An 18,933-nucleotide genomic window follows, 5' to 3' on the forward strand; every position below is an offset into this window, starting at 1 on the left:
AAGAAGGACGTTTCATGATGCGCCTTGCCGTTGCTGCTCTTCTCGCCCTGAGCCTCGCCGCTCCGGCGCTCGCTCAAGCCCCCACGCCGCGCCAGTCGACGATCAGCGTGATGGGAACGGGCGAGGCGGAGCTGAAGCCGGACTTCGCCCGGGTCCATGTGACCGTGGCGACACAAGCCGAGACGGTGGCGCAGGCTACCGCCGCCAACAACACGGCCACCGAGCGGGTGCTGGCCCGTATCCAGGGCCTCGGCGTCAAGCGCGAGGATATCCGGACCGCGAATTTCCAGGTCTTCCAGACGCCGCAGCAGGTCGGCCCGGACGGCAAGGAGATGAAGACTCCGAAATTCTCCGCCAACCATCAGCTGCAGATCACCACCCGCGACCTCGACGGGGTCGGGCGTCTCGCCGGCGAGATCCTGGCCAGCGGCGACATGACCTTCCAGGCGGTCACCTTCGGCCTCGACAAGCAGGAGGAGGGCGGCGACAGGGCCCGCGAGGCCGCCGTGCGCGATGCCCGCCGCCAGGCGGAGATCTATGCCGCCGCCGCCGGCGTGTCCCTGGGCCGCCTCCTGGAAATCCGGGACGGCTCGGCCCAGCCGTTCGAGCCGCAGCCCGACATGCGCATGTCGATGGCCATGGCGAAAGGCGCCGAGTCGGTTCCGATCGTGCCGCCGGCGACGATCCGCTACACGGCGAACGTCCAGCTCGTCTGGGAGATGGCCGAGAAGCCCTGACGTCTTCTCGGCCTTCCCGGCTTTCTAGGCCGCTCTGACGCTCTGGAGGAACTGGCCGATCTCGGCGCCGAGGCGCTGGGCCTGCCGCTCCAGGGCCACCGAGAGGTCCGCCACGTTGCGGGCGGCGTCGAGGGACTGGGAGGCGACGCCCTGCGTCGTCTCGATGGCGGAGGTGCCGGCCTGCGCCTCCGTGGACACCTGGGCCACGGAGCGGGCAATCTCGGACACCGCCGCGGTCTGCTGGCTCACCGTTCCGGCGACCGTCGAGACGACACCCGCGAGATCCTCGACGGAGGCCTGCACGGTGCCGAGCGCCACCAGGGTCTCGCGCGAGGCCGCCTGCACGGCCTCGATCTGCCGGGCGATCTCCTCGGTCGCCTTGGCGGTCTGGCCCGCTAGATCCTTCACCTCGGAGGCCACGACGGCGAAGCCCTTTCCGGCCTCGCCGGCGCGGGCCGCCTCTATGGTGGCGTTGAGCGCCAGGAGGTTGGTCTGGGCGGCGATGGAGCGGATGAGGTTCGCCACCTCGCCGATCTGGGAGGTCGCGGTCGAGAGGATCGACATGCTGCTGGACGCACCGCGCGCCTCCGCCACGGCGCGCTCGGAGGCCTGGGCCGAGGCATTCGTCTGGGCGGCCACCTCGGCGAGGGACGCGTCGAGCTCCTCCGCGGCGCTCGCCACGGCGGACATGTTGTGCGCCGTGCGGTTGGAAGCGGCGCCCGCGATCTGGGCCTGTTCGGTGACGTGATTGGCCGATCCCTCCAGCTGCCCGGAGGCCCTGGCGAGATCGCCCGTGACCTGCCGAACTTCCGCGAGGATCTGCTCGACCGAGGCGTCGAAGGCCATGATCGCGCTGGAGATCGCATGGGCGCGTTGGGCGTCCACGGCCGCCATGCCCTCGCGCTCCTGCGTCAGCCGCTCGCGCTCGCGGGCGTTGTCGCGGAAGACCAGCACCGTGCGGGCCATGGCGCCGATCTCGTCAGTGTTGGCGGTGAACGGTATGTCGCTTGCCGCATCGCCGTCCGCCAGACGCCGCATGGCCTGCTGGAGGCGGGTCAGAGGCAGGGAGATCGAACGTCCGACGAGGACGTTGAGGACGAGGCCGACCAGCAGCGTGGCGCCCATGGCCCAGAGGATCAGGGTGAAGGTGCGCTGCTGCGAGGCGGTCAGCTGCGCCTCCGTCTTGTGCGCCTCGGCGCGCACCTTGGCGAGCAGCTGATCGAGAACGGGGACGAGCAGATCGAACTGCCCCATCAGCTTCTCGCCCTGGCCGGAGACCTGCTGCTCCAGTTCGCTCCAGGCATGGAACGCCTCCTGGAACGAGACGCTCGCGGATTCGATCACCACCTTGTCCTTGGGATCGCCGGAGAGCTGGGCCAAAGCGCGGGTGAACCGACCCTGCTCGACCTCGAAGGCGCCCAGAATGCTCTCCTCGAGCAGGATGCGGGCGCGGGCCTCCTGATTGAACATGCCGAGCATGGCCGCCCAGAGGCGCCAGGCGATGGTCTCGCCGCTGCCCGTCAGGGGGCGCACGAGCTTTTCAAGGTTCGCCTCCGCCTTGAGAAGGCGCCCCTGCGCGCCTTCATCCGGCTTGCTGCCCACGGCGGCATAAAGCTTGTTGAGCGCATTGCCCTGGCTGATCAGGGCCGCCGCGTGCTGCTTCAGGGCCGCGACCTCGGGCGCGATCAGGCCAGCCCCGGTGGCAGTGCTCATCTCGTCAAGCTGGGCCGCCAAGGCCTTGTGCTGATCGAGGAAGGCCTGGCCATGATGGCCGAGGCGGCTGGCCGTCCATTCCCCGGCGGTCACCTTCAGGCCATCCGCCCGGCCCCGGAACTGGTTGGCCTTCTCGGCCAGAGCGGAATAGGTCTGCTGCGCCGACAGCGCCTCTTCGACCTCATTGCGGCCGGTCTGAAATACCGCACCGATGACCGCAAAGCCGAGCACCATGACGCCACTTAACGTGGCGACCCGCACCCGCACCGACGGCCGCCTCACACGAGCAAGAGACGACATAACCCCCGAATCCCCTTTAGGACTTTGCGGCAAGATTGGGGCAGACGTGTTAAAGAGAGCTTTACGTTAGGTCAGAAGTCCGTTCTGGAGGGCGTCAGGCGGCCTTAGGCAGTTCGGTCATGATGGCATACAGCGCCGTGGCGTCCCGCGTGGCACGAACCCGCTCGATCAACCCGGGCTCGCGCAGCACCCGGGCCACACGGGCCAGGGCCTTCAGGTGATCGGCCCCGGCTCCCTCGGGTGCGAGAAGCAGGAAGAGCACATCCACCGGCTGGCCGTCGAGGGCCTCGAAATCGACCGGTTTGTCGAGCCGGGCGATGAGGCCGAAGATGCGGGTCAGGCTCGGCAGCTTGCCATGGGGAATGGCGATGCCCTCGCCGATCCCGGTCGAGCCAAGGCGCTCGCGCTGCAGGAGGGCCTCGTAGATGGCGCTGTCGGGGAGACCCGTGAGGCGGGCCGCCTGGAAGGCCAGTTCCTGAAGGGCCTGCTTCTTGCCGCTGACGCGCAGGGCGGGCAGAACGGCCCGAGGGTCTAGAAAATCCAGCAAAGGCATCGATCACGCTGCATTATGATGTGAAGCCTGGAAGGCCTCTCACCGTTCCACGCAAGAACCGGGCCAAGAAGAGGTAACTCCCCGTCAAGGCTGTGCGAGCGGCGGATCGACCCAACCGATCGCTCCGTCGCCGCGGCGGTATACGACGTTCACGCGGCCGGTGCTAGCATGGATGAACACGAGAGCGGGCGCTCCGGTGAGATCGAGCTGCATCACAGCGTCGCTGACGGAGAGCTTGTGGAGGGGCTTGGTGGTCTCGGCAATCACCATCGGATGATAGGCCTCTTCCTCGACCGCCTCGTCGCTGGGAGCCTCCAGGACGGAGTAGACCATCTCGAGGCCGGCTGCGCGGCCGTTGCCGGAGCCGGAACGGTCCTTCAGCCGCTGCTTGTAGCGGCGCAGGCGATTCTCGATCCGTCCCGCCGTCTGATCGAAGCTGGCATAGGCATCCTGAGCGGCCCCCGAGGCTTCCAGGGTCATGCCCGAAGTCAGGTGAAGCACGCAATCCGTCCGATAGCCGGCACCGTCGCGGGTGACGGTCACATGACCCGAATAGCCGCCGTCAAAGTATTTCGACAGCGCACCGGCCATCCGATTCTGGACCTGGGATCGAAGGGCTTCGCCGATATCGAGATTCTTCCCCGACACCCTCAATGTCATCGTGACCTCCTCCTCTTGCGCCGTTTCTTCGCCGCGATCCTTCAAGGTGACGCTTGAAGGCGATGATGATCCGAATGGGGGCCAATGCAAGTCTTGAAATGGCACGGCTCCGACAGATCAGGCCTTTGGCCTGTGCCGTCGGCGCCGATCCGCCGAAGAGGGAATTCGCAGAGCCTCCCGATACTTTGCGACCGTGCGCCGGGCGACCTGAATCCCGTCGGCTTTCAATTTCTGGGCAATTGCCTCATCCGAGAGCACATCGGCAGGGCTCTCGGCCGCGATCAGCTGCCTGATTCGGTGCCGGACGGCCTTGGCCGAATGCTCGCCCTCCCCGGTGGCGGCGCTGAAGAAGAACTTCATGGGATGGGTGCCGCGCTCAGTGCCGACCGCTTTGTTCGCAACGACCCGTGAGATGGTGGATTCGTGCATGCCGATCGCTTCGGCAACGCTCTTGAGCGTCATGGGGCGCAAGGCGGCGACGCCCTGTCGGAAGAACTCCTCCTGCTGACGGACGATCTCGGCAGCCACTTTCAGGATCGTCTTGGCGCGCTGGTCCAGGCTGCGGGTCAACCAACTTGCGGTCTGCAGGCAGTCGGAGAGGAAGTTCCTGTCCTCGTCCTTGCGCACCACCTTGGCGACTTCCGCATAATAGGTCCGGTTGAGCAGGATGCGGGGCAGAGTGTCCGGGTTGAGTTCGACGTGAAAGCTGCCGTCCGGGGCGGTCCGCACCAGTACGTCGGGCACGAGCACATCGATGGGGGCAGGCGTGAAGGCAAGTCCTGGCTTGGGCTCCAGGCGGCGGATCTCGGCCAGCATGTCGGCGAGATCCTCCTCGTCGACCCCGCAGACCTTTCTCAAGGCCGCGAAATCCCGGCGGGCGACAAGATGGAGATGGGCGAGCAGGGTCTGCATGGCCGGGTCGAGCCGGTCACGCTCCCGCAGCTGAATGCCGAGGCATTCGGCGAGGTCGCGGGCGCCGACGCCTGAGGGCTCGAAGCTCTGGATCAACTCCAAGGCCGCCTCGGCTTCCTCGGGCGCGACCCGAAGCCGGGCCGCCAACTCGGCCAGATCCTCGGTGACATAGCCGGCCTCGTCGAGATTGTGAATCAGATGCTCGCCGATCACGCGAAGCTTCGGATCGGAGGTGGCGAGATCGAGCTGCGCCTGCAGATGCTCGGTCAGGCTCGTCGCCTGGGCGAGCAGGTCCCCCATTTCGGGCTTGAGCTCGCCGTGGCCTGCGCTTGTCGCCTGCCCGGACGAGGCCGGCACCGCCTCCCCGCGTGTCGGCGGCGGGCCGGGGACTATCCGCGGTCCAGCCGCTTCGGCCTTCTGCTTCGCGCGCAGGAAATCGGCAAGGCTCGGCACGGGCGCGTCGGCAGGAGCCTCGCCCTCCTGCAGCAGGGGATTGCGCTCGAGCTCCGCCTCCACATAGGCGGCAAGCTCCGCATGGGAGAGTTGCAGCAGCTTGATGGATTGAACGAGCTGGGGAGTCATCGTCAGGGATTGGCCCTGGCGCAGCTCCAGCCGCTGCATCGCATTCATGAACGCCCTCGGAGAGACCGCAGGCATGCTTCTTGCATGCCTGCCATTTTTAACGCCTGCGTTCCCCTCTGGTCAAAGGTGAATGAATTTAGAGACGGAAATCCTCGCCGAGATACAGCCGGCGCACTTCCTCGTTCGACACGATGGCGTCGGGCGTGCCCTCGGTCAGAACGCGACCGGAATGGATGATATAGGCACGGTCGATGAGGCCGAGGGTCTCGCGGACGTTGTGGTCGGTGATGAGCACGCCGATCCCGCGCCGGGTCAGGTGCCGCACGAGGTTCTGGATGTCGCCCACGGCGATAGGATCGATGCCCGCGAAGGGCTCGTCGAGGAGCATGAAGGTCGGCTCGCCCGCCAGCGCGCGGGCGATCTCGCAGCGCCGCCGCTCGCCGCCCGAGAGCGCGATGGACGGCGACTTGCGCAGGCGCGTGATGTTGAACTCGTCGAGGAGCGCATCGAGCTTGCGCTCGCGCTCCTTGCGGCTCGGCTCGACGATCTCGAGCACGGCGCGGATGTTGTCCTCCACGTTGAGGCCGCGGAAAATCGAGGCCTCCTGCGGGAGATAGCCGATGCCGAGACGGGCGCGGCGATACATGGGCAGCCGCGTCACGTCGTGCCCGTCCAGGCTGATGACGCCGCGATCGGCGCTCACGAGACCAGTGATCATGTAGAAGATGGTGGTCTTGCCCGCGCCGTTGGGACCGAGCAGGCCGACGGCCTCGCCCGCGCGGACGTTCAGGCCCGCATCCTGCACCACGGTGCGGCCGCGGTAGCTCTTCTGCAACCCCTTGACGGCCAGGATCCCGGGGCCGCCGAACACGGCCTCTCTCTCGGAACGGTGAATGACATGGGGGCTCGATCCCATCGCATGGGGTTCCAGGAGGCTCACATCGGAGGGACCGGTTTGAGAACGGTTGAAAAGCGGTTTCACAGGCTCATCGTCGATCATGAAAAGGGAAAGCGGGAGAAGAATCTCCCGCCTCAGTTCGTGGCCGGCCTCTGCTGAGGCTTCGGCTTGGCCGCGCCCGGAGCAGCCGCTCCGCCGCCGGCGCCGGTCGGCGCAGGCCCGCCTTGCCCAGGAACGAAGAGCGCCCTCACGCGGCCACCCTCGATGTTCGCCACACCGGTATTGATGTCATAGAGCACGCGCTCGCCCTTGGTGACGTTCGGCCCGTCGCTCAGGGTCGCGTTGCCGGTCAGCATGATCTTGTTGGTGCCCCGGTTGAAGGTGGCGTTGTCGCCGGTGGCGACCTGGGTGCGTGACACGATCGTGACCGGGCCCTTGCAGTCAATCTGCTTGATGGCGCTGTCGTCGGCGGTCTGCGGCGGCGCTGCCGCCTGCCCGCCGTTCTGGTCCCGCTGCTCGTAGAACACGGTCATGGTGGTGCACTTCATGGTGCTCTCGCCCTGAACCGCGACCACATCGCCGGAAAAGACCGCCCGACCCTCCTTGTCGAAGACGTCGAGCTTATTGGCGTCGATCTTGATCGGTTCCTTGCTGGAGCCGAAATTGCCGAAGCCGACGGCGCGCTCCTTGCTGGCCTGGGCAAAGGCCGCATCGATCGGAGCCGGTGCGAGAAGCACGATGGCCAGGGCGGCGCGTGAGAAACTCATCATGGACGGATACTTGTCTGTTGGGGTGCAGGAGCCCGCAAAGGAGCCGTGGAGCCCGTGCCGGCAGCTTCCGGGGTGGATGGGGTCGACCCTGAGGAGGGCTGGATGACGGTGCGAACGCGGCCCTTGAAGCTCATGACCTTGCCGTTGTCGGAGACGTCGAGCCCCTCCGCGTCGATGGTGCCGCTCCCGAAGGATACGGAGACCGGATCGTTGGAGACCACCGAGCCGGCCTTGAACCGCACGAAGGCGGTCCGGAGCTTGACCTCGTGCCCGGAATCCGTGGTGACCACGATGTTGTCACGCAGCCGCATCTGCTCCTTCTTGGTGTCGAGGGTGCCGGAATCGGCCTGGAGCCTGGCGACGCTGCCGCGTTCGTCGGTCACGATACGCGCCTTGAGATCCTTGAGCTGGACGAGGTCTGGCTTGCGCACATCCTGGGTAGCGGCGCTGGCCGTCACCTCATAGGGACGGTTGTCGTTCTTGAACCCGCTCAGCTTCGGGCTCTCCATGGTGACGTTGGTCCCGCTCACCCCGATGGAGCCGAAGCTCAGGTTCTCGATCTGCTGAAAGGGGTTGTAATAGGCCACGAGGCCGACGCCTGCCATGCCCAGCAGGGAGCCGACAGGGATGGCAATCTTGGCGAACCGGACCCAGCGGGAATGGCGGCGGGCCTTGTTGAAGGCGCGCGAGCGCACAGCCGGCCTCAAGGCCGGGCCGTCCCGAATCGTGGTGCCCTGAAGTCCCGCCACTGTATCAACCCCTTCCGTCGGCCCATTGCCGTTTGGCCATCGGCACGGCGCCATGCCGGAGGGACATGGCGATGTTATGACGGATATGGGTTTTATGGGGGAAAGTTTAAGTGTGCGTCAAGAATGGGCGAAAATATCCGTGTCCGGCCAGCCGAGAAGGTCGAGCTGAGCCCGGGTCGGCAGGAAGCTGAAGCATTGGTGGGCGATGCCGAGCCGGTTCTCCCGCTCCAGCAGGCGGTCGAGCTTGTCCTTGAGGGCATGCAGATGCAGCACGTCGGAGGCGGCATAGTCGAGCTGGGCCGTGGTCAGAGTCTCCGCACCCCAGTCGGAGGATTGCTGCTGCTTCGACAGTTCCACCCCGAGCTGCTCGCGCACCAATTCCTTAAGGCCATGGCGGTCGGTATAGGTCCGCACCAGGCGCGAGGCGACCTTGGTGCAGTAGATCGGGCGCGGCATGACGCCGAAGGTGTGGAAGATGACGGCAAGATCGAAGCGGGCATAGTGGAAGATCTTGAGCACGCTCTCATCGGAGAGCACGCGGATCAGATTCTCCGGCAAGGGCCCGTCCTTGAGGATCTGCACCACATCCGCCGTGCCGTCCCCGGTCGAGATCTGCACCACGCACAGCCGGTCGCGATGCGGATTGAGACCGAGCGTCTCGGTATCGATGGCGATCGCCGGACCGGGCTTGTAGCTGGCGGGCAGATCGCCGCGATGGAAGCGTACTGTCATGGCAGATCCAAAAATGCGCTGGCTAAGGCTCTAGAGCATCGGACTCAAAAGTGGAATGCACTTTTGGGATCAATGCCGATGCTTCATTCTTTGAAGAACGCATCGTTGAGCACAGACCCGAAAGGCCGCACGATGCGCTAGCCTGTCTCGGCAGCGGCTTCACCGGATGACAAAAGCCCCGCGGTGGGCGGGGCTCCTGTCTGGATCGATCGTTGAGGGGCTCAATAGCAGGTCCGGATCCGGCGCACGACCACCCGGCCATAGGGGTTGACGACCCGGCGACGCTCGAAGACGCAGCGCGGAGGAGCGTAGTAGGCCGGCCTGTAATAGCCCGGCCCGTAATAGGGGTTGGCCGCCGCGCTCGCGATGGCCCCGAGAGCGAGGCCGCCGATCACACCGGCCGCAACGGCGCCACCATAGTTGGGACGCCGGTAATAGCCATAAGGGTAGCCGTAACCGTAATACCGACGGGGTCCGTAGCCGTAGTAGCCACGGCGCCCATAGTAGCGAGCACCGCCGTAATAGCGCGGCGCGTAATAGCGTTGGCGCAAGCCATGCGGCGCATAGTAATCGCCCTGATAACGACCCCAGCCCCGCTGAGCTTCGGCCGGAGCCGTTTGAAGCGTGATGGCGCCGGCAAGGGCAAATCCGGCAGCCATCAAAGTCTTGAACACGCCCATGGCGTCCTCCGACAATCGGAACTTTGCATGATAACGAAATGCCAAGCCTTGATGTTCCGCTTTTGTCTTTGACGGCCCGCGGGTAAGAGAAACTGGAATCCGCTTCTATTCGGGTGTTGAGGGCAGGCTCGAAGGCATGATGATCCCATCGTGTCCGGGGTCGGTCAGCCGACCGAGGACCCCCAGGAGAGTTTCCCGGCTGACGGGCTTTTCGAGCCAGGGCACGTCCTGCAATTCCGCTGGGTAATCGGCCTTCGGAGGCAGGCCGGAATAGATCGCGAAGGGCACGCCCCGGTTCTTCAGGACCCGAGCGATCTCCAGCGAGGTGCCGTCCTTGATCATGACATCCAGGATGGCGATGTCCGGCGCGTCGCTCTCGAGCCATTTCAGGGCCTGGACGTTGCTCATGAAAACGCCGGCCACCTCGAATCCCGCATCCTCGAGGAAGGCCTCCAACGACATGCCGATCAGCGCCTGATCTTCCACGATCATGCAGCGAGTTTGAATCATGGCGTCCATTGTCCTGTTCGATGGGACGAGAGCAGGCCCCGATGAATGCGCAAGCGGCGAAGCGAGACGATGGCGGGCCGAATACGCATCCCGTATCCCGACGATCTCTTAAGCTGATCGACGGTCTGCTTCATTGATGCATGTGAATCTTGGCTGCAGAAGCCTTGACCTAAAGACAAGCTTGTTCCGGCGACAGTCCCGAACGGCACCTTATGCGCACATTTTCGTGAGGACCGACGGGTCGGACGATGCTCTCTTGCTCCCGGTCAGACTTTACGGCCAAGCTCGAAGGCCGCAGTCACAGAATTGCGACACGCTTCGCATAGGTTAATGCGGCAGGCTGCCAGGGAGGGTTTGCTTACGGGTCCGAACCCGAGGAGTTGGAAGAGTGTCAGTCGAAAACTCCCTCAAGCAGCAGATGCTCAATGCCGTTCCTCATCTGCGGGCTTTCGCCATCTCCCTCTCCGGCAGCGTCGACCGGGCAGACGATCTCGTGCAGAGCACCCTGCTCAAGGGCCTGAGCAATTTCGACAAATTCCAGCCCGGCACCAGCATGCAGGCTTGGCTGTTCACGATTCTGCGCAACGATTTTCTCACCCAAACCCGCCGGCGCAAGCGCGAGGTCGAGGATCCGGAAGGGTCGTGGGCCGAGAAGGTCGCGGTCATGCCCGAACAGGGAGCCCGGCTCGATTTCACCGATATGCTCAAGGCCTTGAGCAAGCTCCCCGTCGACCAGCGCGAGGCGCTCCTGCTCGTTGGCGCGGAAGGCTTGTCCTATGAGGATGCGGCCCGGATCTGCGGCACCAACATCGGGACCATCAAGAGCCGGATCAATCGCGCCCGCAATCGACTGGCGGAGATGCTGAACTTCGATGCCGAGGACGATCTCGGCCCCGACAGTCTGGTCAAGGCCGCCCTGTTCATGCACGCCTCGCCTTAGGACGTAACTCATGCGCTCCGATTGCGCTGACCGCGGCGCGATACTCGGCTGCCGCGTTCAGGTCGAATTGCGCGAGAGCCTCGATTACCGCATCGATCCGCGATCTCGGCTTCAGCTCGGGCAGGCTCCGGTTCGCCATGTGTTCGAGGACGAGCTCGTCTCGCGCCCATGACAACAGAACCGTCCGCTTCTCCTCGCGTGTGAACCAGGGATGCTCGACGACATCGGCAGGATTCCGGAACACGCCCCCAGGATCGACCAAGGCCTCCGTATAGGAGAGCGCTATGCCCGGCGGCGGGGCCATGACGGGCATGGCTGTCGGCGTCTGGCAAGTTCCGGTGCGGCTGTCGATTGCGGTCTGTTGCTTCATTCGATCCCTTCCTACGATGAGCGGCTGTGGGCACCCGGCATCCGGGTGCCCTGATGCCTGATCAGTGCTTGGTATCCTCGCTCGCGCGGTTGATCGCGATGCGTTTCACTTGCGGGCTGCTCTCCGCCGATTTCGGCAGGGTCACGGTGAGAACGCCGTTCTTGAAGCTGGCGTCGATCTTGTCGTCCTCGACCTCCCAGGCGAGCGGGATGCGGCGCTCGAAGCTGCCGTAGAGGCGCTCGCTGAAGGCACGCTCCTTGTCCTCGATCTCGGATTTCTTCTCACCGCGAATGGTGAGGACGCCGTCGCCCATGAGGACTTCCACATCCTTGTCCTCAAGGCCGGGCAGCTCTGCCGAGATGCGAACATCCTTGTCGCTTTCGACGACTTCCACGTGCGGCCAACGGGCCATCCGGCCGACAGGGCCAAACGGAGCCATGTCGAAGCCGCGGAAGACGTCGTCGAAGAGCCGGTTCATCTCGCGATGCAGGGTCATGAAGGGATCGCCCTCTTCGCGATAGCGGCTCGGGGTCGTCTGCTGATTGCGACCCCACGGAATGAGATCGCGCATGTTCATGGTGTCATCCTCCTTTCACTCGGGCGTTCAGGGGCAGCGCCGGTTCTCCATCGACGCTGCCTATGGCGCAAGGGTTTCGCGCCGCCGTCTCAGGCGGCCTTGCCGTGCTCGATCTGCTGCGGCTGCCGGCCCAAATTCGTCGCCCCGGTGCCAGCATTGATCTCGATCCGGCGCGGTTTGAGGGCTTCGGGCACTTCGCGCTTGAGCTCGACCGTCAGCAGGCCATTCTCGAGGCCCGCACCCGTGACCTTCACATGGTCGGCGAGGTTGAAGGTCTGCTTGAAGGCCCGCGTGGCGATGCCGCGATGCAGATATTGCTTGCCCTCTTCCGAGCCCTTCTTCTGGCCGGTTACGAGAAGCTGGCTTTCCTTCTGGGTGAGCTCGATCTCATCGGGAGAGAAGCCCGCGATGGCCATCGTGATGACATACTGGTCTTCGCCCACCTTCTCGATGTTGTAGGGCGGCCAGTTGGTCATGGGCTCGACCTGGGCGGATTGATCGAGCATGTCGAACAGGCGGTCGAAGCCGACCGTCGAGCGGTACAGGGGGGAGAAGTCGAAAGCTGATCTCATCACCATATCCTCCATTGAGCAACATGGACGTGAGAGCGCCGGACACCCGCCGGCGCCCGCAATGCCAAGCCTTTGAAAGGCCTCGGCAATATTGATGTTAGGAACGCTTTTTCCGGATTTCAAGAGGGGTCCGACACCTCTTTGGCCTCAAATGAGATGCACCTGAAACAGGCTGGCCATCCGGCCTGCTTCCCCTTAGCATCGTGGCGCTTCGACCAAGGAAAGACAGACCATGCTGCGCATCCTCTCCCTTGCCGTCATGACAGCCTTCGCCGTTCCGTCCCATGCGATTGGTATCCCGCTGAGCGATACGGTCATCGCCCAGCAACAGCAGGCGCCGCAGCAGACCCCGAAGCGCGATTGCGAGCGTAAGCGGGACGAGGGCGTGAGTTCCTAGATCTGGGGCACAGAAGCCAGCTCGCCGTCTGCCGAGGCGGGACAGGATTCATTCACCGGACCATCGGCCTGCCCCCGCCGGCGCAGGGCGGCGTTGAGCTCGGCCCCGAAGATGAAGATCGCCGCGGAGATCTGCAGGAAGATCAAAGCCGTCAGGATGCCCGCCAGACCCGCATAGGTCGATTCCAAATGGGTCATGGTGGCGAGAAGCTCGCCGTAGAGACTTGCGCCCGCAAGCCACAGGACCAGGGTCGCGGCGATGCCAGGCACCACGTCCCGGGAGCGCGGGCGGGTGTCGGGCAGCCACAGATGGGTGGCGGCAAGGCCAGCCACCAGGACGATGGAGGCCAGCCCGTAGCGCACCACGTTATAGGTCGGGCCAAGGCCTTTGAGATCCGGCATGTAGGATACGGCCCAGCGCCAGATCGACGGCCACAGGACGACCAGCACCGAGGAGGCGACGAGCGCCCCTGCGCCGAGCAGGATGAAGCCGATGCCGATGAGCCGCGCCTGCCACCACGGCCGGAACCGCTCGACCCCATAGGCCCTGCGCAGGGCGACCCGAAGGCTCTCGACGCCGTTGGTGGCGACGAGAAGCGTCAGGACGATACTGACCGTCAGCACGTTCCGTCGTGGGATCAACACCTTGTCGGCCTCCCTGGCCAGGGGACCGGCGACCCCTTCGGGCCAGAAATCGAAGAGCAGGTGGACGATATGCGTCGAGATGCGTCCGGCCCCGAGGAAGGCCGCGAGAGCCGCGACACAGATCAGGAACGGAAACAGGGCGACGACCAGCGAGAGGGCCACATGGCTCGCCATGGCCAGGCCGTCGTTGCGCGCAAAACTTGATCCCGCGTCGGCCATGGCGGCGAAGACGGATCGGGCGCGGGCCGGGAGGAGGGCTGGTCGCATCATCAGCTTGGGCATGGTGGATCGGCAGACCGTGCGTACGAGATTGCGCGATCCGGTCTCTTGATGCGGTCAGGAGCGATGCATGGCAAGACCCATGGTGTCCCACCCAGGCGCTTATCGATCGGCTCTAGCGCATCGTGCGGAAAAGTGGACCCGGTTTTCCGCGATGAACGATGCGCTGCTTATAGGAGGGAGCACCGGATCAATCCTAAAAGTGCAAATCCACTTTTGGGTCCGATGCTCTAGGAGATGCGGCTTCGGGCCTCGTTTGCCAGGCGGATGAGCATGGGGCGGACCTCGTGCGGTCCGGTCAGGGTTCTCGGGAAGGACAGGCGCAGGATCTCGTCGCCGAGGGCCATCTGGATGCCTTCGGGGTCGATCCCGATCAGGTGCCAGGCGCCCTCGCGAGCCCCGCAGAGCTGGGCGGCATAAAGTGCGACCGCGTCGGCGTGCTCCGCATTCATGTGCTCGACGGCTTCGGCCTCAAAGTCGTAGAAATCGAAGAAATCGGACATGTCGGTGAGGAGATCCTCCGCCATCATGCGATAGGCCCGGCCGAAGCCCCCGTTGAGGCTGCCGGATGCAATTCTGAGGCGCCAAAAGCTGAAATCCGGGAAGTCCACATAGAGCTCGGCTTTGGGATGCTGCAGCAGGTAACGGCGACGGATGCTTTGCGCCTCGTCCGTCTCCCGGTCGAGCCGTTCCGCCGTCGCCTGCAGGGTCAGGCGTGGGTGCGCCAGGGGATCGCCCTTGCCGATGGTGGACAGGAGCAAGGAGCAGCGCGGATCGGCTTCCATCAGCCTCGTGTGCACGGACAGCTGCGAGGTGAGGATGACGGGAGAGCCGTCGAGATCGGTTCCCACCTGGACGAGGCTTGCAAACGGCATGCCGTTCTCCGCATCGTTTGTGGCGAGCGCACCGGAGCGGGCGGTGCGCATCAGCTTCTTCGCCAGGGCGCGCGCTTCGTCGTCGACGGGCAAAGTCGGATCTTTGGCCATCTCGCATCCTCCGCTTTCGCTATCAAGATTAGATACCCTAGAGCATCGGAACCAAAAGTGAACACTGCATTTGGATCAGGTGTCCAGCTCCTGAGCGGGCATGGCAATCGATGCGTTAGAGATAGCGTTCGCGAAGCGCCTCGAACCGGACGAGCTGGTCCTCTTTCAGGCTGCGGTCCTCGTTGCGGCCGACGAAGATCTTGAACATCACGCCACCCTCCTCGTTGACGAACTGCACCGAGCAGGAGCGCTTGCCGAAGAACGGCCGGTCGATGAAATAGACGAACCGGCAGCGATCCATCCTGAGATGGCCGCCGATGGGGCTGTCGCCGTGAATGTTGAAATAGCCGCGGCCCAGCGTGCCGGGCGGGATGCTGCCCTTGCACTCAAAGACGCCGTCGCGGGTATGGACCACGAAGGTGATCTCGCCCCAGCCGGTCAGGTCCTGCCAGATCTCTTCGAAGTGCGTGCCCATAACGCGCTGCGCATTCCTGGGATCTAGACAATCCAACACAGTCTGCATGGGAACGCCGCGCTCTTCCGCGACCGTCTCGAGAATCCCGTCCGGTTTTGCCGCGAGATCCTGCCGGATCAGGTCTTCCACCGATGCCATCGTGCTCACTCCGCCGCCGTGGGCATGCGTCCGATGGTCTGGATGATCTCGAAGCCCTCGAATTCGGGGTGGGCGAGGGTCATCGGCCTGTCCGAGCCGCTGCTGGCGCGGATGTGGGAGATGCGGAACTGCTCGGAGCGCGTCCACGCTTCGAAATGCGCCTTCGAGATCCAAAGCGTGTACGAGGAATACAGCACATGGTCCTCGCGCTCAGGCCCGCGCAGCATGTGGAATTCGACGAAGCCGTCGAGCTCGTGCAGATAGCTCTCCCGGGTCAGCCAGCGCTGCTCGAATTCTTGCGTTGTGTCCTTCAGGACTTTGAAGCGGTTCATGGCGATGAACATTGAAAACAGTCTCCGTATCGGATCGGGATCAGGCGCGCGAATGTCATGATCCGTCCGGGCCAGCGCCGAAGCGGCCATGTTCCGGCTGCGCAACCACCTGAAGGGTGATGGACAAGGCGGATGCGCGAGACCCTTCGCGCGGGCAGGTCGACATCCCGACAATCCCGGTCCTTGAGATGGGAATTCTTGAGGACTGGCTGGCTTGCGCAGAAATCGCGGTTGCGCTGGCTGGCTATCTCACCCTCTTTGCGTATCGGAGGGTTTACATCCGATAGCCAAATCAAGTAACTGCGTCAACATGAACTCTGATATGCGTAGTTTTACATAATTCTAAACTACGAATACTGAGCGCGGACGAATATTCGGCAATTTAGAAGAAGTAAAAACTGGAGACATCCGTGCACGAGCCGTCTTCATCCCCGGACGCCAAAAACATCCGGCCGCCGCTCGCGAAGGAGATCGACGTCGCGAGCCTCGTCGGGAGCGGGCGTGAAGTGATCCTGGTTCACCGGGGCGAGCGCTACCGCCTGCGGATCACGGCCAACGGCAAGCTGATCCTCACCAAATAGAGAGCCGCATTCATGCCCTTCCTGTCACGCCGCACGCTGCTCCTGGCACCGCCCATTCTTCTGACGGCATCCCGGCTTCGCGCCGAGACCGCGCCCCGCATCGTCAGCGTCGGCGGGGCGGCGACCGAGATCCTCTATCGTCTCGGCCGCGCCGATGAGATCGTCGGGGTGGATTCGACGAGCCTCTATCCCGAGGAGGCGCTGAAGACGAAGAAGAATGTCGGCTATGTCCGCCAGCTCGGAGCCGAGGGCATCCTGTCCCTCAATCCGACGCTTGTCATCGCCTCGGAGGGTGCGGGCCCGCCCGATGCCCTGCGCCTGATCGAGCAGGCCGGTGTTCCGATCGTCCGCGTCACGGACGAGCCGAGCCCGGCCGGCATCGCGAAGCGGGTCGAGGTCGTCGCCAAGGCCGTGAATGCAGCCGAGAAGGGAGCCGCTCTCTTGGCCGAGATCGAGAGGGGCTTCGCGCGATTGGCCGAGGCGAAGGCGCGGGTGACCCGTCCGGCCAAGGCGCTCTTCGTGCTCTCGCTGCAGAACGGGCGGCCGCTGGTCGGTGGGCAGGGAACGACCGCCGATGCCATGTTCGCGCTTGCCGGCGCGACCAATGTTGCGTCGTCCCTCACCGGCTGGAAGCCCCTGTCGGACGAGGGCTTGATCGCGGCGGCGCCGGAAGCCATCGTGATGATGAACCACGGCCCTGGCGGTGCGGCATCGGATCCCTTCACCTATCCTGCCTTCGCGGCGACGCCGGCCGCTGCACAGCGTCGCCTCATCGTCATGGATTCGCTCTATCTGCTGGGCTTCGGTCCGCGCACGCCTGCTGCGGCGCGCGACCTGATGGCGGCGCTCCATCCCGATCAGGTCATCGCAGCCAAACCATGACGGTGCTGGCCCTGGAGCAGGACGACCGTCGTTCAGCCATCACCGATCGCAGAATGATTCTGTTCGCGGCGCTCGCGGTGCTGCTCGTTCTGGTGAGCATTCTCGGCTTGGGCCTCGGTGCGACGGGCGTGCCGGCGTCACGCGTCTTCGCCGTCATTGCAGACGCGTTGACCGGCCACGTCACGACCGGAGGCGACGCGCTCATCATCCTGCAGGTCCGCCTGCCCCGCCTGCTGCTCGGGCTCCTGATCGGCGCGGCGCTCGCTTCGTCAGGCGCATTGATGCAGGGATTGTTTCGCAACCCGCTGGCGGATCCCGGTCTCATCGGTGTCTCGGCCGGTGCCGCTCTCGCGGCAGCCGCAACGATCGTTCTCGGCGACAGGCTGCTCGCGCCCTCTATCGGCGCGATGCCTTTCAGTGCTCTGCCTGTCGGCGCCTTTGCCGGCGGCCTGATCACCATGTTCGGCCTGTATCTCATCGCCACCCGCGGCGGACGCACATCGATTGCCACCATGCTGCTGGCAGGCGTGGCCTTCGATGCCCTTGCGGGCGCGGGTATGGGCCTGTTCTCGTATCTCAGCGATGATCGACAACTGCGCGACCTGACGTTCTGGACGCTCGGCTCGTTGAGTGGCGCGACCTGGACGAAGGTGGTCGCCATCACCCCGTTCGTCCTGCCCACGCTCCTGACGATGCCCTTTCTTGCGCGTGGACTGAACGCTCTGTCCCTCGGCGAGGCGGAAGCCTTTCATCTCGGCATCCCTGTGCAGCGGGTGAAGGCCGCCGCGATCCTGCTCGTGGCGGTGGCTGTCGGCGCATCTGTCGCCGCGGCCGGCATGATCGGATTTGTCGGGATCGTGGTGCCGCATGTGCTGCGCCTTATAGCTGGCGCCAACCACAAGGTTCTGCTGCCGGCATCCGCTCTGCTCGGCGCTGCGTTGCTCGTTTCTGCCGACACCGTGGCGCGCACGATCGCAGCACCGGCGGAACTGCCAATCGGCATTCTCACGGCCGCCATCGGCGCGCCGTTCTTCCTCTGGCTCCTGCTCCGGCGCCAAGGAGGCCTCGCCCTGTGAGTGCGCTTCTCGACGCGAAGGGCATCTCCTATCGTGGCGGCGGACGCCTGCTGGTCGATGCCGTCGATCTGTCCATCGCCGGCGGCTCCTTTACCATCGTCATCGGTCCCAACGGCGCCGGCAAGTCGACGCTCCTGCGCCTCCTGTCCGGCGAGCTCACTCCGGCGGCGGGCGAAGTTCGCCTTCACGGCGAGCTTCTGCGCTCGATTCCGCCCTGGCGCCTCGCGCACAGCCGGGCCGTGATGCCGCAGGCCTCCGATCTCAGCTTTCCCTTCACGGTCTTCGAGGTCGCCAGCCTCGGCGCCGAGGGGATCGGCCGCGGCTTGTCGCGCAGCGACCGGCAGCGCATCGCCCTCGACGCCCTTGCCCTTGCCGATGTGGCGCATCTTGCGCGCCGCAACTACCAGACCCTCTCGGGCGGTGAGCGGCAGCGGGTTCACTTCGCCCGCGTGCTGGCGCAGCTACAAGCGGGCCGGACGGTCGAAACCCGCCAAGTGCTGTTTCTCGACGAACCTATCGCCAGCCTCGACCTCAAGCATCAGCTCGCCCTGCTGGAGACGGCGAAGAGCCTTGCACGGGATGGGCTCGCGGTCGTGGCCGTGCTGCACGACCTGCAGCTGGCTGCCGGCATGGCCGACGATCTCGTCCTCATGCAGGGAGGCTTGGTCGTTGCACGGGGACGCCCGGAGGCGGTGCTGACCCCCGCCCTGCTCGCCGGGGTCTTCGGCGTGGACCTGATTCCCCCTGCTCTTCCGCCGAGCCCTTGGATGCTTGCGCCGGATCGTTCACGTGCCGCTGGGGCAGGATAAGCTCCGAGAGCGACCCGTTCTGCGAACGTGGCTGATCCGAACATTATACCAATGATCTAGTCACCGCTCGTTGACTTCC

Annotated in this window: 24 protein-coding genes; 7 read left to right on the forward strand and 17 right to left on the reverse strand. The window is 64.8% G+C overall.

The genetic code is table 11. The features are described from left to right. The first annotated feature begins 14 nt into the window (after positions 1–14). Positions 15–737 carry an SIMPL domain-containing protein gene (locus tag VB672_RS17005; protein ID WP_329785388.1) on the forward strand — a complete coding sequence of 241 codons (723 nt, stop codon included), beginning with the start codon at positions 15–17 and terminating at the stop codon, positions 735–737. Between the two features lie 24 nt (positions 738–761). Here VB672_RS17005 and VB672_RS17010 read toward each other — a convergent pair whose 3' ends face one another. From VB672_RS17010 to VB672_RS17055, 10 genes are all read right to left on the reverse strand, one after another. Next, the gene (locus VB672_RS17010; protein WP_329785389.1) at positions 762–2,750 is read right to left on the reverse strand and encodes a methyl-accepting chemotaxis protein; all 1,989 of its coding nucleotides are present in this window, start codon (positions 2,748–2,750) and stop codon (positions 762–764) included. Positions 2,751–2,844: 94 nt separating this feature from the next. Further along, positions 2,845–3,303: a PTS IIA-like nitrogen regulatory protein PtsN gene (gene ptsN, locus VB672_RS17015; protein WP_329785390.1), complete on the reverse strand. Its 459-nt coding sequence runs from the start codon at positions 3,301–3,303 to the stop codon at positions 2,845–2,847. Between the two features lie 84 nt (positions 3,304–3,387). After that, on the reverse strand, positions 3,388–3,963 hold the full coding sequence (gene hpf, locus VB672_RS17020) for a ribosome hibernation-promoting factor, HPF/YfiA family (protein WP_329785391.1): 576 nt from the start codon (positions 3,961–3,963) through the stop codon (positions 3,388–3,390). Between the two features lie 117 nt (positions 3,964–4,080). Next, positions 4,081–5,505, reverse strand: a complete 1,425-nt coding sequence (gene rpoN, locus VB672_RS17025) for an RNA polymerase factor sigma-54 (RefSeq protein WP_329785392.1) — start codon at positions 5,503–5,505, stop codon at positions 4,081–4,083. 88 nt (positions 5,506–5,593) lie between these two features. Continuing rightward, positions 5,594–6,457, reverse strand: coding sequence for an LPS export ABC transporter ATP-binding protein (gene lptB / locus VB672_RS17030; protein ID WP_442932088.1), 864 nt, complete (start codon positions 6,455–6,457; stop codon positions 5,594–5,596). A gap of 32 nt (positions 6,458–6,489) precedes the next feature. Further along, the gene (locus VB672_RS17035; RefSeq protein WP_329785393.1) at positions 6,490–7,125 is read right to left on the reverse strand and encodes an LptA/OstA family protein; all 636 of its coding nucleotides are present in this window, start codon (positions 7,123–7,125) and stop codon (positions 6,490–6,492) included. After that, a complete protein-coding gene (lptC, locus tag VB672_RS17040) occupies positions 7,122–7,874 on the reverse strand; it encodes an LPS export ABC transporter periplasmic protein LptC (protein WP_329785394.1) in 753 nt (250 codons plus the stop codon). The genes VB672_RS17035 and lptC overlap by 4 nt, the downstream gene beginning before the upstream one ends. Before the next feature lie 117 nt (positions 7,875–7,991). Further along, positions 7,992–8,606 (reverse strand): ribonuclease D, encoded by a 615-nt coding sequence (locus VB672_RS17045; RefSeq protein ID WP_329785395.1) that lies wholly within the window; start codon positions 8,604–8,606, stop codon positions 7,992–7,994. A 221-nt stretch (positions 8,607–8,827) separates the two neighbouring features. Continuing rightward, positions 8,828–9,286 carry a hypothetical protein gene (locus VB672_RS17050; protein ID WP_329785396.1) on the reverse strand — a complete coding sequence of 153 codons (459 nt, stop codon included), beginning with the start codon at positions 9,284–9,286 and terminating at the stop codon, positions 8,828–8,830. A 105-nt stretch (positions 9,287–9,391) separates the two neighbouring features. Next, entirely contained in the window at positions 9,392–9,796 is a 405-nt protein-coding gene (locus tag VB672_RS17055) for a response regulator (protein ID WP_329785397.1), read from the reverse strand. A 388-nt stretch (positions 9,797–10,184) separates the two neighbouring features. On the opposite strand from VB672_RS17055, the gene VB672_RS17060 reads away from it, so the two are divergent. Next, positions 10,185–10,736 carry a sigma-70 family RNA polymerase sigma factor gene (locus VB672_RS17060; protein ID WP_329785398.1) on the forward strand — a complete coding sequence of 184 codons (552 nt, stop codon included), beginning with the start codon at positions 10,185–10,187 and terminating at the stop codon, positions 10,734–10,736. Here VB672_RS17060 and VB672_RS17065 read toward each other — a convergent pair. The 3 genes from VB672_RS17065 to VB672_RS17075 all read right to left on the reverse strand — a co-directional run bounded on the left by VB672_RS17065 (position 10,717) and on the right by VB672_RS17075 (position 12,255). Next, entirely contained in the window at positions 10,717–11,106 is a 390-nt protein-coding gene (locus VB672_RS17065; protein ID WP_329785399.1) for a hypothetical protein, read from the reverse strand. The two genes, VB672_RS17060 and VB672_RS17065, sit on opposite strands and share 20 nt — an antisense overlap. A 61-nt stretch (positions 11,107–11,167) precedes the next feature. Beyond that, entirely contained in the window at positions 11,168–11,683 is a 516-nt protein-coding gene (locus VB672_RS17070; RefSeq protein ID WP_329785400.1) for an Hsp20/alpha crystallin family protein, read from the reverse strand. A gap of 89 nt (positions 11,684–11,772) precedes the next feature. Continuing rightward, positions 11,773–12,255 carry an Hsp20 family protein gene (locus VB672_RS17075; RefSeq protein WP_329785401.1) on the reverse strand — a complete coding sequence of 161 codons (483 nt, stop codon included), beginning with the start codon at positions 12,253–12,255 and terminating at the stop codon, positions 11,773–11,775. Between the two features lie 232 nt (positions 12,256–12,487). Here VB672_RS17075 and VB672_RS17080 point away from each other — a divergent pair, with 232 nt between their 5' ends. After that, a complete protein-coding gene (locus VB672_RS17080; protein ID WP_329785402.1) occupies positions 12,488–12,652 on the forward strand; it encodes a hypothetical protein in 165 nt (54 codons plus the stop codon). On the opposite strand, the gene VB672_RS17085 is transcribed toward VB672_RS17080, so the two are convergent. The 4 genes from VB672_RS17085 to VB672_RS17100 all read right to left on the reverse strand — a co-directional run bounded on the left by VB672_RS17085 (position 12,649) and on the right by VB672_RS17100 (position 15,518). After that, the gene (locus VB672_RS17085) at positions 12,649–13,578 is read right to left on the reverse strand and encodes a YihY/virulence factor BrkB family protein (RefSeq protein WP_329785403.1); all 930 of its coding nucleotides are present in this window, start codon (positions 13,576–13,578) and stop codon (positions 12,649–12,651) included. The two genes, VB672_RS17080 and VB672_RS17085, sit on opposite strands and share 4 nt — an antisense overlap. Positions 13,579–13,805: 227 nt before the next feature. Beyond that, a complete protein-coding gene (locus VB672_RS17090; protein ID WP_329785404.1) occupies positions 13,806–14,561 on the reverse strand; it encodes a HugZ family pyridoxamine 5'-phosphate oxidase in 756 nt (251 codons plus the stop codon). A 115-nt stretch (positions 14,562–14,676) separates the two neighbouring features. Then, on the reverse strand, positions 14,677–15,174 hold the full coding sequence (gene hutX, locus VB672_RS17095) for a heme utilization cystosolic carrier protein HutX (RefSeq protein WP_329785405.1): 498 nt from the start codon (positions 15,172–15,174) through the stop codon (positions 14,677–14,679). Between the two features lie 5 nt (positions 15,175–15,179). Next, positions 15,180–15,518: an antibiotic biosynthesis monooxygenase family protein gene (locus tag VB672_RS17100; protein WP_329785406.1), complete on the reverse strand. Its 339-nt coding sequence runs from the start codon at positions 15,516–15,518 to the stop codon at positions 15,180–15,182. 398 nt (positions 15,519–15,916) lie between these two features. On the opposite strand from VB672_RS17100, the gene hemP reads away from it, so the two are divergent. From hemP to VB672_RS17120, 4 genes are read left to right on the forward strand one after another with little or no spacing between them, the layout of a single operon-like run. Next, positions 15,917–16,087 (forward strand): hemin uptake protein HemP, encoded by a 171-nt coding sequence (gene hemP / locus VB672_RS17105; protein WP_329785407.1) that lies wholly within the window; start codon positions 15,917–15,919, stop codon positions 16,085–16,087. Positions 16,088–16,099: 12 nt separating this feature from the next. Continuing rightward, a complete protein-coding gene (locus VB672_RS17110; RefSeq protein WP_329785408.1) occupies positions 16,100–16,969 on the forward strand; it encodes a heme/hemin ABC transporter substrate-binding protein in 870 nt (289 codons plus the stop codon). Then, entirely contained in the window at positions 16,966–18,045 is a 1,080-nt protein-coding gene (locus VB672_RS17115) for a FecCD family ABC transporter permease (protein WP_329785409.1), read from the forward strand. The genes VB672_RS17110 and VB672_RS17115 overlap by 4 nt, the downstream gene beginning before the upstream one ends. Further along, the gene (locus VB672_RS17120) at positions 18,042–18,854 is read left to right on the forward strand and encodes a heme ABC transporter ATP-binding protein (RefSeq protein ID WP_329785410.1); all 813 of its coding nucleotides are present in this window, start codon (positions 18,042–18,044) and stop codon (positions 18,852–18,854) included. Before VB672_RS17115 ends, VB672_RS17120 begins: the two co-directional genes overlap by 4 nt. The last annotated feature ends 79 nt before the right edge of the window (positions 18,855–18,933 follow it).

Source organism: Microvirga sp. CF3016 (assembly GCF_036314085.1).
Classification (GTDB): domain Bacteria; phylum Pseudomonadota; class Alphaproteobacteria; order Rhizobiales; family Beijerinckiaceae; genus Microvirga.